This is a genomic window from Type-E symbiont of Plautia stali (assembly GCF_059731115.1).
Map to the genome: position 1 here is coordinate 753,222 of NZ_AP035906.1, position 12,355 is coordinate 765,576.

The window sequence follows — 12,355 nt, forward strand, 5'->3', positions numbered from 1 at the left end:
AGTCGCAAAGGATCTGAGTTATCGCTCATCTCAAATCCCTACGCCGGTATGAGCCGGATCAGGTTCGACGGGTTTCTCTCAGCCCAATACCAGGGCACCCCGTTGAGAACGGCTTATTTTAGACACTTCTGTGACAGCGCGAAAGTGTCACAGCTCCGGTGGTGCAAACCAGGCCGATTTAAAGTCAAACCAGCCGAGCGTGTTGAGCCGCACACCGCGCATACTGCGCTGGCCTTCCAGCAGTAACCAGTGATGGAAGAGCGGATGAACAAAGTCGCTGTTCACCAACTGTTTGCTCCACTCGGCCAGAGGCAAGGCTTTCTGTCGCCACTGTTGTGCATCTGCGTGCCAGTCAATCGGAACGCAGTGATGCATGAGCGGCAATTCGTAGAGCTGCGCAAACAGTGCGTAGTCGAGCGGCAGAGTGAAGTTCACACTGCCGAGCCAGATGTCACTCTCTCCTTCACCTTCGAACCACTCTTCGTAGCTCAGCTCGCGCGTGATCAGCTCAACGCCCTGTTCAGCCAGCAGCGGGCGCAGGGCGTTAGCAATGCCTTCATGCTCGACATGATGGCTGTACCAGCTGATGGTCAGTTGCGTGAGTCCATCGGGCTTTTCGGCTGGGGTGAGATCGCGGCGATGATGCCAGCGCGGTAAGAAACCGTATGCAGGGAACCAGTAGCGCTGATAGCCCACACCCGCATGGTTGAGCAGGGCAATCGGGTTAAGCAGATAGCTCACCCAGCGTCGAAAATGGGCATCCTTACCACGCTCTGAGCGCTGGTCGAACAGCAGGAAATAGCAGCCTTCTTCCAGACGGCTCTCTTCTGATTTCTCATCGGCGGTTTCCCCCTGCAGCTTCACGCCGGCATACACCAGCTCGTCGCTGATTTCCGGCAGCACCCAAATCGACACGTCATCAATCAGAGCGCGATAGCCAAAATAGTCATCAAAGGCGGCGATTTTCAGCTGCGTCTGCTGGTTGCGTACCACGCTGTACGGACCAGTGCCGATGGGTTGACGGGCGAAATGGCGCAACGTCGGCCATTCGCGCGGCAGGATCATCGCGCTGACGCTGGCCAATAGCCACGGCAGCCAGCTATCGGGCTGTGACAGATGAATATCCAGCGTCCAGGGCGCGGGAGAGTGCAGTTTGTCGATATGCGAGAACAGCGGCTGACTGCGTACACGTTCCAGTGAAGCGATGATGTCTTCCATCTCCAGTTCGCGGCCGTGGTGGAAGCGAATCGCGGGTCGTAAAAAGAAACGCCAATGGAGTGGGGAGGTTTGTTGCCAGTGATGGGCGATATCCGCTTCGATTTCCCCCTTTTCCTCATTTATTCGCGTCAGGCCGTTAAAGATTTGTCGCGCCAGATGGGTTTCCGAACGACGCAGCGGCGAGCCCGGCAGCAGATTGGGCAGCGGACGGTAATAGAGCACGCGCAGGATGTGCTTGCCCTGGCGGAAACTGCGCCCGAGATGCGCCGCAATCATCTGCCGCACCTGATTCTTATCGCCCACCAGTTGCACCAACTGTTCAATGCGATCCTGCTCCAGTAGATCCTCGGCGCGCTGCTGCTGCAGTGCTAAGCCGGTGTAATTGAAGCTCAGGGTCGAACGCTTACCGCGCCCGGCTTCTGCCTGCCAAATCAGCCAGCCCGCATCCTGCATGGCATTCAGCAGGTTACGCATGTGGCGGCGCGAGCAGTGCAGTCGTTCAGCCAGATCGCTTAAGGTGGTTTCCTGATCCAGCCCCTGGCAGCTTTGCCACAGACGGATGAACTGCTGTTGCAGTCGCGCAGAGGACATAAAAGGGGAACTCCTTCTCAGAATCGCTCAGTTTTTCCTGCCCCATATTAGAGGCATACTGCCAGGCAATGGAAGAGCGGGAGGCATTCAGCAATGAATGGCGCTCTGCCAGCGGTTCCGCCGACGTGGAGCCTTTTCTGAGTAGGGTGCATTTCACCGCCAGCAGCGTTTTCTCTGCTGGCTTTTTTCGTTTTGCTGTGAAATCTTCTACCCTCTTTGTCTTAGCCTCATTTCTCCGCAAAGGGATTTCTGCATGAAATCGCTGTTAACGCGCCAGCGTCGTATCAATCCGGTTTATCTCTCTTTTATGGCGGTGTCGTTTATGACCGGTGTCGCCGGTGCGTTGCAGGCACCCACGCTGAGTTTGTTTTTGACGCGCGAAGTGCAGGTGCGACCGTTTTGGGTCGGGCTATTTTTTACCATCAACGCGATTGCCGGGATTGTGATTAGCCTGCTGATGGCGAAACGTTCGGACAATCGCGGCGATCGTCGCAATCTGATCCTGTTTTGTTGCCTTATGGCGGTACTGAATGCGCTGCTGTTTGCCTTTAATCGTCATTATCTGACGTTGATCAGTGTGGGCGTGTTGCTGTCAGCGCTGGCCAGCGTGGCGATACCGCAGATCTTTGCGCTGGCACGCGAGTATGCCGATCAGTCGGCGCGTGAAGTGGTGATGTTCAGCTCGGTGATGCGTGCGCAGCTGTCGCTGGCATGGGTGATTGGCCCGCCGCTGTCGTTCGCCTTAGCGCTTAACTATGGCTTCGTCACACTGTTCTGCGTGGCGGCGGCGATTTTCCTGCTCAGCATGCTGCTGATTTGGCGCACTCTGCCGTCGGTGCCGCGCGTGGCCGCGACGCCAGAGCAGGTACTGACCCAACTGAGCCCGTGGAAAGATAGCCAGGTGCGAATGCTGTTTATCGCCTCGGTGGTGATGTGGGCGTGCAACACCATGTATATCATCGACATGCCGCTGTATATCAGCTTCACATTGGGGTTGCCGGAAAAACTGGCGGGCTTATTAATGGGAACGGCGGCAGGACTGGAGATTCCTATCATGCTGCTGGCTGGGCACTACGCGAAGCGCTTCGGTAAACGTAAATTGGTGCTGTTAGCGCTGGTGGCAGCGATTCTGTTCTATCTTGGGCTGGTGTTGTTCCAGGCACGCACGGCGTTAATGGTGCTGCAGCTGTTTAACGCGGCGTTTATTGGCATCGTCGCAGGGATTGGCATGCTGTGGTTCCAGGATTTGATGCCGGGACGAGCAGGCGCGGCGACCACGATGTTTACCACCTCGATATCGACCGGTTTGATTATTGCAGGATTGATACAGGGCACGCTGAGCGAGCGCTTTGGCCATGAGTCGGTGTATTGGCTGGCATTAGCGATGGCACTTGTGGCGTTGGGGCTGGCGTCGCGCGTGCGTGATGCCCAATAAATATAAAGTCGCCCGCAAAGGCGACTTTATAAACATCCAGTGCGTCTCTATTCGGTGCGCATTCAAACGCACCGAATAAGGCATTAACGCAGGAACGCTGGCTGAGTGGACTCGTAGTTGGAGATGGACGCTTCGTGTTGCAGCGTCAAACCAATGCTGTCGAGACCGTTAATCATGCAGTGACGGCGGAAGCTGTCGATTTCAAAGCTGTAAGACTTATCACCCGCCGTGACGGTCTGGGCTTCCAGATCCACGGTAAAGGTCACGCCTGGCTGCGCGGCCACCAGTTTGAACATCTCATCCACTTCTTCATCGCTCAACTTCACTGGCAGCAGCTGGTTGTTAAAGCTGTTGCCATAGAAAATATCCGCGAAGCTTGGCGCAATCACCACGTGAAAACCGAAATCGGTCAGTGCCCATGGGGCGTGCTCACGTGATGAGCCGCAGCCAAAGTTTTCACGCGCCAGCAAGATGCTGGTGCCTTTAAATTCCGGCTTGTTCAGCACGAAACCTGGGGTTGGCACGGTGCCCGCATCATCTTCGAAGCGCCAGTCGTGGAACAGGTGCGCGCCAAAACCGGTGCGCGTCACTTTCTGCAGGAACTGTTTTGGAATGATGGCATCGGTATCGACGTTCGCCGCATCCAGTGGCGCCACAATTCCGGTGTGTTGGGTAAATTTGTTCGCCATGGCTTAAGCTCCCTGAGTCAATTCACGAATGTCGGCAAAACGACCGGTTACTGCCGCCGCTGCAGCCATCGCCGGGCTCACTAAGTGAGTGCGACCGCCACGGCCCTGACGACCTTCAAAGTTACGGTTACTGGTGGAGGCACAACGCTCGCCTGGGTTCAGACGGTCATTGTTCATCGCCAGACACATGGAGCAACCCGGCAGACGCCATTCAAAACCCGCTTCCAGGAAGATTTTGTCCAGACCTTCGGCTTCGGCTTGTGCCTTCACTGGGCCTGAGCCAGGGACGACCATGGCAACAACGCCTGGTGCGACTTTGCGGCCTTTAGCGATGGCTGCCGCCGCGCGCAAATCTTCAATACGTGAGTTGGTGCAGGAGCCGATAAAGACTTTGTCGATAGCGACTTCAGTCAGTTTAATACCCGGCTGCAAATCCATGTAAGCCAACGCTTTCTCGGCAGAAGCACGCTCAACCGGATCGGCAAAGGACTGAGGATTTGGGATCGCCTGATCCACCGCCATCACCTGGCCTGGGTTGGTGCCCCAGGTCACCTGCGGCGCGATATCGGCCGCGTTCAGGGTGACAATGGTGTCGAATTTGGCATCGCTGTCGGACTTCATCGTACGCCAGTAAGCGACGGCTTCATCCCACTGCTCGCCCTTCGGTGCGAACTGCTTGTCTTTCAGGTAAGCGAAAGTGGTTTCATCCGGCGCGACCAGGCCCGCTTTGGCACCCATCTCAATCGCCATGTTGCACAACGTCATGCGGCCTTCCATGCTCAACGCTTCAATCGCCGGGCCACAGAATTCCACCACGTGACCAGTACCGCCGGCGCTGCCGGTTTTACCAATAATCGCCAACACGATATCTTTCGCCGTAATGCCCGGCGCCGCTTCGCCCAGCACTTCAATCTTCATGGTTTTGGCACGGCCCTGTTTCAGGGTCTGCGTGGCAAACACATGCTCAACTTCGGAGGTACCGATACCGAATGCCAGCGAACCGAATGCGCCGTGGGTCGCGGTGTGGGAATCGCCGCAGACGATGGTCATGCCTGGCAGCGTCATCCCTTGTTCAGGCCCGATCACGTGCACGATACCCTGGAACGGGTGATTCAGGTCATACAGCTGAATGCCGAACTCAGCACAGTTCTTGATCAGCTCTTGCATCTGAATACGCGCCATCTCACCCGACGCGTTAATGTCTTTGGTCTGGGTAGAAACGTTGTGGTCCATGGTGGCGAACGTCTTCGACGGCTGGCGCACTTTGCGGCCGTGAGCGCGCAGGCCATCGAAGGCCTGCGGTGACGTCACTTCATGGATCAGATGGCGATCGATGTACAGTAACGGGGTTTCGTTTGGTGCTTCGTGGACGACATGTGCATCAAATAACTTCTGGTATAAGCTTTTCATTTTATTATTTTTCCTCAGCGATGAAACCGGCAATGATGCTGCCCATTTCATCTGTGCTCACAGCTGGGCCGTTACCGGCTAAATCGCGGGTACGATGGCCCGCTTCCAGCGCACGGCTGACCGCACGCTCGATACTGTCTGCAGCTTCAGCGGCATTCAGGCTGAAGCGCAACAGCAGAGACAACGAGAGAATCTGAGCAATTGGGTTGGCAATGTTCTGACCGGCGATATCGGGTGCGGAACCGCCTGCAGGCTCATACAGACCGAAACCTTCTTCGTTCATGCTGGCAGAAGGCAGCATGCCCATTGAACCGGTGATCATCGCGCATTCGTCTGACAGGATGTCACCGAACAGGTTAGAACAGAGCAGCACGTCAAACTGTGATGGATCTTTAATCAACTGCATGGTGGCGTTATCGATGTACATGTGGCTCAACTGCACATCCGGGTAATCTTTTGCCACTTCATTAACGATTTCACGCCACATCACTGAAGTCTGCAGCACGTTGGCTTTATCCACTGACGTCACTTTGTTACGACGCTTGCGTGCGGCTTCAAAGGCGTTACGTGCGATACGCTCGATCTCGAAACGGTGATACACCTCGGTATCAAATGCACGCTCATGTGGACCGCTACCTTCGCGCCCTTTCGGCTGACCAAAGTAGATGCCGCCGGTTAATTCACGCACGCACAGGATGTCGAAACCGCGTGCGGCGATGTCGCTGCGCAGTGGGCAAAACGCTTCCAGGCCTTTATATAAGGAAGCGGGGCGCAGGTTGCTGAACAACTTGAAGTGCTTACGCAGTGGCAACAGTGCACCACGCTCAGGCTGGCCCGCTGGCGGCAGGTGTTCCCATTTTGGACCACCGACAGAGCCGAACAGAATCGCATTCGCTTGCTCTGCACCGGCAACGGTGGCAGGCGGCAGCGGTTCACCGTGACGATCGATGGCGATACCGCCAACATCATATTCGCTGGTGGTGATACGCATGTCGAAGCGCGCGCGAATTGCGTCGAGAACCTTGATAGCCTGCGCCATCACTTCCGGGCCGATTCCGTCGCCTGGCATTACCGCAATATGATAAGACTGAGTCATAGTTACACCGTTTCCTTCTGATCTTTAAATTTACGCTGCAATTCTTTTTCTACCTGTTTGGCGCGCCAGATGTTGTTCAGGGCGTTCACCATCGCTTTAGCAGAAGATTCGACGATATCAGTCGCCAGGCCAACGCCATGGAATTTACGACCGTTGTAGTTCACCACGATATCAACCTGGCCCAGCGCGTTCTCGCCGTGGCCTTTCGCGGTCAACTTGTAGTTCACCAATTCTGCTTCAAAGCCGGTGATGCGGTTGATGGCCTGATATACGGCGTCCACCGGGCCGTTACCGGTCGCGGCATCGGCTTTGGTCTCTTCGCCACAGCCCAACTGCACCGACGCGGTGGCAGTAACGCTGGAACCGGTCTGTACATTAAATTCGTTCAGCTGGAAATATTCTGGCTCTTCGTTCTGTTTGTTGATGAACGCCAGCGCTTCCAAATCGTAATCAAATACCTGGCCTTTCTTGTCGGCCAGCTTCAGGAAGGCATCGTACAGAGCATCGACGTTGTAGTCGGAATCTTTGTAGCCCATCTCTTCCATGCGATGTTTCACCGCAGCACGGCCTGAACGTGAAGTCAGGTTCAACTGAATTTTGTGTAAGCCGATCGATTCTGGCGTCAGGATTTCGTAGTTTTCGCGGTTCTTCAACACGCCATCCTGGTGAATACCAGAGGAGTGAGCAAACGCACCCGTACCCACAATCGCTTTGTTGGCTGGAATCGGCATGTTGCAGATTTGGCTGATCAACTGGCTGGTGCGGTAGATTTCCTGATGATGGATATTGGTGTGCAGGTTCATGATCTGCTGACGGGTTTTAATCGCCATAATCACTTCTTCCAACGCACAGTTACCGGCACGTTCGCCCAGGCCATTGATGGTGCCTTCAACCTGACGCGCACCGGCTAACACCGCTGCTACGGCATTGCCGGTTGCCATGCCCAAATCATCATGGGTGTGAACAGACAAGATAGCTTTATCGATGTTCGGTACGCGTTCGCGCAACTGGCTGAAGATGTTGGCGTACTCGTGCGGCAAGGTGTAACCAACCGTATCCGGGATGTTGATGGTGGTCGCGCCGGCGTTGATCGCGGCTTCCACTACGCGGCACAGATCGTCGATAGGCGTACGGCCACCGTCTTCGCAAGAAAACTCAACGTCATCGGTATAGTTGCGGGCACGTTTAATAGAGGCTACTGCGCGGTCAATCACATCTGGCAAGGTACTGCGCAATTTGGTGGCGATATGCATTGGCGAAGTGGCGAGGAAAGTATGAATGCGGAATGCTTCAGCCACACGCAAAGCCTCGTAGGCGGCATCAATATCCTTATCCACGCAGCGAGCCAGAGCGGCAACGCGGCTGTTTTTCACCGAGCGCGCGATGGTCTGCACCGATTCGAAATCGCCTGGCGAAGAGATAGGGAAACCGACTTCCATTACATCCACGCCCATACGCTCCAGCGCCAGGGCGATCTGCAGTTTTTCTTTAACACTCAGGCTGGCCTGTAATGCCTGCTCGCCGTCGCGCAGAGTGGTATCGAAAATAATAACTTGCTGGCTCATGGTCATCTTCCTTTTGCTTTAACTCAACTTCGCCGGTGTAACGAGCATAAAAAAACCCGCGCATCGGCGCGGGTTCTTTAAACTTCTTCAGGTTCGAATCAGTGATTGATTCCACCCACAAGTCTACCGCGCAAACTGAATGCGTTTAGTAGTAGACCGAGTAGGCGGAAAGAATGGAACATGAATCAAACCTCGTAAATTTTGTGCTGCACATATTGATACTGGGATTGCTGTGGGAAGTCAACCCTAAGTGAAAGGGTATTTCTTTTGTCGGTTAAGGGCGATCTGCTGCGAATATCCCGCTACACAGAGCTTTGGCATTAATTAGCTGCATGCATAATGGCTTAAACAGCCTAAAAAATTTTTTATAAAAACGAATTAATTTTAAGTTATTGAATTTAATATGTTTAATAGGGGTTTTGGTACAATCATAAAAACAAGATTTGGCGGGTTGCTTAGCACAATGTCATGCAAGAAGCGGATTTTGAAGTTAATCACGCCAGAAAGTAATATTCAGGAAAAATTGTGGGCTAACCGGCCAGGCAATATGAAAATCATATTTCTTAGAACACGCTGCAAATAATCATGAAACCAGCATTTTCATCTGTGGTTGTGGGATGGCATTAGTTTAATCCTCGCGAGCGATTATCACGTGTCAGTGCCTTTTGTGCCGAAATAAGCCTGTCGCAGCCTCCTGTCGTTTGCAGGCCGGGTTTTCTGCGGTTATGGTAATCGACCTACTCTTAAAAGAATCAACTCAAGTAGATTCCCTGTACCTGGAAGGCAGAAATGAATTCTGTCATCTGAGCATAAACATAAGGTTTTGATCTTAACTGGCGAATACGGGGCTGGGTGTCAGTGACGCAGGGGCAATGCGCGTCACGGGATCTGGTTCCTCAAGCCTGGAGGCAGAAAATGGAGATGTTGTCAGGAGCCGAAATGGTCGTCCGTTCGTTAATCGATCAGGGCGTTAAGCAGGTATTCGGCTATCCGGGCGGAGCAGTGCTCGACATTTACGATGCGCTGCAAACGGTCGGTGGAATTGACCACGTATTAGTGCGTCACGAGCAAGGCGCTGTGCATATGGCAGATGGTCTGGCACGCGCGACCGGCGAAGTCGGCGTGGTGCTGGTCACCTCAGGTCCAGGCGCCACCAATGCCATTACCGGTATTGCGACGGCCTATATGGATTCGATTCCGATGGTGATTCTGTCGGGTCAGGTGCCGTCTTCACTGATCGGCTACGATGCGTTCCAGGAGTGCGACATGGTCGGGATTTCCCGTCCGGTGGTCAAACACAGCTTCCTGGTGAAAAATGCGGAAGAGATCCCAACCGTGCTGAAAAAAGCCTTCTGGCTGGCAGCAAGCGGCCGCCCAGGCCCGGTGGTGATCGACCTGCCAAAAGATATTCTCAACCCAGCGAATAAACTGCCGTACGTCTATCCTGAGTCGGTCAGCATGCGTTCTTATAACCCAACGATTCAGGGCCATAAAGGGCAGATCAAGCGTGCACTGCAAACGCTACTGGCCGCACATAAGCCGGTAATTTATGCCGGTGGCGGTGCGATTATGTCAGGCTGTGAAGCGGAACTGCTGCAGTTAGCTGAACAGCTGAATATTCCGGTCACCATGTCACTGATGGGCTTGGGCGTATTCCCGGGCACGCATCGCCAGAGTGTAGGCATGCTGGGTATGCACGGGACTTACGAAGCCAATATGACGATGCACAATGCCGATTTGATTTTCGGCATTGGTGTGCGCTTCGATGACCGTACTACCAACAACCTGGCGAAATATTGCCCGAACGCCACCATCATGCATATCGACGTCGATCCGACCTCGATTTCCAAAACCGTCAGCGCTGATATCCCGATTGTCGGTGATGCGAAGCAGACGTTGTCGCAGATGCTGGAATTGCTGGCGCAAAGCGATGCGAAGCAAGAGCTGGATAGCCTGCGCGACTGGTGGCAGACCATTGATGGCTGGCGTAGCCGTAAGTGCCTCGAGTTCGATCGCACCAGCGACAAGATCAAACCGCAGGCGGTGATCGAAACCATCTGGCGTCTGACCAAAGGCGATGCCTATGTCACCTCTGACGTCGGTCAGCATCAGATGTTCGCCGCGCTCTATTATCAGTTTGATAAGCCTCGTCGCTGGATTAACTCAGGTGGTCTTGGCACCATGGGCTTCGGCTTACCGGCTGCGCTGGGGGTGAAAATGGCGCTGCCGGATGAAACCGTCATCTGCGTGACCGGTGATGGCAGTATTCAGATGAACATCCAGGAACTGTCGACGGCGCTGCAGTACGATTTACCGGTGCTGGTGCTGAACCTCAATAACGGTTTCCTCGGTATGGTGAAACAGTGGCAGGATATGATTTATTCCGGCCGCCACTCGCAATCCTACATGCAATCTCTGCCTGACTTTGTGCGTTTAGCCGAAGCCTACGGACACGTGGGTATTTCCATCGCGCACCCCGCTGAGCTGGAAGAGAAGCTGCAGCTGGCATTGGATACCCTGGCGAAAGGGCGTCTGGTGTTTGTTGATGTGAATATCGACGGCAGCGAGCACGTTTACCCGATGCAGATTCGCGGCGGTTCGATGGATGAGATGTGGCTGAGCAAAACGGAGAGGACTTAATTATGCGTCGTGTGTTATCGGTACTGCTGGAAAATGAATCCGGCGCATTGTCTCGCGTGGTGGGTTTGTTCTCACAGCGCGGCTACAACATCGAAAGCCTGACCGTTGCGCCGACCGATGATCCAACACTGTCGCGCATGACCATTCAGACGGTCGGCGATGAAAAAGTGCTGGAGCAGATTGAGAAGCAACTGCACAAGCTGGTGGACGTGTTACGTGTCAGCGAGCTAGGGCAGGGTGCTTACGTTGAACGTGAAATCATGCTGGTGAAGATTCAGGCAAGCGGGTATGGCCGTGAAGAAGTGAAGCGCAGCGCGGAAATTTTCCGTGGCCAGATTATCGATGTGACGCCAACGCTGTACACGGTTCAGCTGGCAGGCACCAGCGATAAACTCGACGCCTTCCTCAACACGGTGCGCGATGTTGCTGAGATCGTTGAAGTGGCGCGATCAGGGATTGTGGGCGTGTCACGTGGCGATCGTGTGATGCGTTAATTCCGCAGAGTTATCATCCTGCTTCCAAGCTAACCCGGCGTAATGCCGGGTTTTTTTTATTTAATGCGCTTGTGAGTGCTGCCCGATAAAAGCGGTTGCTCAGCGTAGTGTTCTGCGGTTAGATGTTACAAATGTTTTACCCATAGCTACTCTGCGGACATTTGCCCAGCCCTGGCTTATCAGAATTAAGGTGTCATCGTGAAACTGGATGAAATTGCGCGCCTGGCGGGCGTGTCGCGCACCACGGCCAGCTACGTTATCAATGGCAAAGCGCGGCAGTATCGTGTCAGCGACAAAACCGTCGAAAAAGTGATGGCGGTGGTGCGTGAACATAATTATCACCCCAATGCTGTTGCGGCAGGCCTGCGCGCCGGACGTACGCGTTCAATTGGTCTGGTGATCCCGGATCTTGAGAACACCAGTTACACGCGCATTGCCAATTATCTGGAGCGCCAGGCACGTCAACGTGGCTATCAGCTGCTGATTGCCTGCTCGGAAGATCAGCCTGACAATGAAATGCGCTGTATTGAACATCTGCTGCAGCGCCAGGTGGATGCGATCATCGTTTCGACCTCGTTGCCGCCAGAACACCCGTTTTATCAGCGCTGGATCAACGATCCGCTGCCGATTATCGCGCTGGACCGTGCGCTGGATCGTGAACACTTCACCAGTGTGGTCGGTGCCGATCAGGACGATGCGCATGCTCTGGCGGCTGAATTGCGTCAGCTTCCGGTGAAAAACGTGCTGTTCCTTGGGGCCTTGCCTGAGCTTTCAGTCAGTTTCCTGCGTGAAATGGGCTTCCGCGATGCGTGGAAAGACGATGAACGCATGGTGGATTACCTCTACTGCAACAGCTTTGATCGCACTGCGGCTGCCACACTGTTCGAGAAATACCTCGAAGATCATCCGATGCCGGATGCGTTGTTTACCACCTCATTCGGTCTGCTTCAGGGCGTGATGGATATTACCCTTAAGCGGGATGGCCGCCTGCCCACTGACCTGGCTATCGCCACCTTTGGCGACCACGAATTACTGGACTTTTTAGAGTGCCCGGTACTGGCGGTGGGGCAGCGTCATCGCGATGTCGCCGAACGTGTGCTGGAATTAGTTTTGGCCTCGCTGGATGAACCGCGCAAACCGAAGCCGGGATTAACCCGTATTCGCCGCAATTTATTCCGCCGTGGTCAATTAAGCCGACGTACGAAATGAAATCGCGG

General features: G+C 54.4%; 10 protein-coding genes and 1 riboswitch. Of the genes, 4 read left to right on the top strand and 6 right to left on the bottom strand.

Annotated elements, in window-relative coordinates:
* Positions 1–17: 17 nt before the first annotated feature.
* A riboswitch (TPP riboswitch) is annotated at positions 18–112 on the bottom strand.
* Between the two features lie 35 nt (positions 113–147).
* Positions 148–1,809, bottom strand: a complete 1,662-nt coding sequence (gene sgrR, locus AC6I8L_RS03350) for an HTH-type transcriptional regulator SgrR (protein ID WP_058960912.1) — start codon at positions 1,807–1,809, stop codon at positions 148–150.
* A 253-nt stretch (positions 1,810–2,062) separates the two neighbouring features.
* Between sgrR and AC6I8L_RS03355 the strand changes: the two genes are divergently transcribed.
* Positions 2,063–3,244, top strand: coding sequence for an MFS transporter (locus AC6I8L_RS03355; protein ID WP_058960911.1), 1,182 nt, complete (start codon positions 2,063–2,065; stop codon positions 3,242–3,244).
* Between the two features lie 83 nt (positions 3,245–3,327).
* Here AC6I8L_RS03355 and leuD read toward each other — a convergent pair whose 3' ends face one another.
* From leuD to leuL, 5 genes are all read right to left on the bottom strand, one after another.
* A complete protein-coding gene (gene leuD, locus AC6I8L_RS03360; RefSeq protein ID WP_058960910.1) occupies positions 3,328–3,933 on the bottom strand; it encodes a 3-isopropylmalate dehydratase small subunit in 606 nt (201 codons plus the stop codon).
* Between the two features lie 3 nt (positions 3,934–3,936).
* The gene (gene leuC, locus AC6I8L_RS03365) at positions 3,937–5,343 is read right to left on the bottom strand and encodes a 3-isopropylmalate dehydratase large subunit (protein WP_058960909.1); all 1,407 of its coding nucleotides are present in this window, start codon (positions 5,341–5,343) and stop codon (positions 3,937–3,939) included.
* Positions 5,344–5,347: 4 nt separating this feature from the next.
* A complete protein-coding gene (gene leuB / locus AC6I8L_RS03370; protein ID WP_058960908.1) occupies positions 5,348–6,439 on the bottom strand; it encodes a 3-isopropylmalate dehydrogenase in 1,092 nt (363 codons plus the stop codon).
* A gap of 2 nt (positions 6,440–6,441) precedes the next feature.
* Positions 6,442–8,004 carry a 2-isopropylmalate synthase gene (leuA, locus tag AC6I8L_RS03375; protein ID WP_034826001.1) on the bottom strand — a complete coding sequence of 521 codons (1,563 nt, stop codon included), beginning with the start codon at positions 8,002–8,004 and terminating at the stop codon, positions 6,442–6,444.
* A gap of 98 nt (positions 8,005–8,102) precedes the next feature.
* Positions 8,103–8,186: a leu operon leader peptide gene (gene leuL, locus AC6I8L_RS03380; protein ID WP_101749442.1), complete on the bottom strand. Its 84-nt coding sequence runs from the start codon at positions 8,184–8,186 to the stop codon at positions 8,103–8,105.
* Positions 8,187–8,919: 733 nt separating this feature from the next.
* Between leuL and ilvI the strand changes: the two genes are divergently transcribed.
* From ilvI to cra, 3 genes are all read left to right on the top strand, one after another.
* Positions 8,920–10,644, top strand: a complete 1,725-nt coding sequence (gene ilvI, locus AC6I8L_RS03385; RefSeq protein WP_034825999.1) for an acetolactate synthase 3 large subunit — start codon at positions 8,920–8,922, stop codon at positions 10,642–10,644.
* Between the two features lie 2 nt (positions 10,645–10,646).
* Positions 10,647–11,138, top strand: coding sequence for an acetolactate synthase small subunit (ilvN, locus tag AC6I8L_RS03390; RefSeq protein ID WP_034825997.1), 492 nt, complete (start codon positions 10,647–10,649; stop codon positions 11,136–11,138).
* Between the two features lie 198 nt (positions 11,139–11,336).
* Positions 11,337–12,347, top strand: a complete 1,011-nt coding sequence (gene cra / locus AC6I8L_RS03395) for a catabolite repressor/activator (protein ID WP_058960907.1) — start codon at positions 11,337–11,339, stop codon at positions 12,345–12,347.
* Positions 12,348–12,355 lie beyond the last annotated feature (8 nt).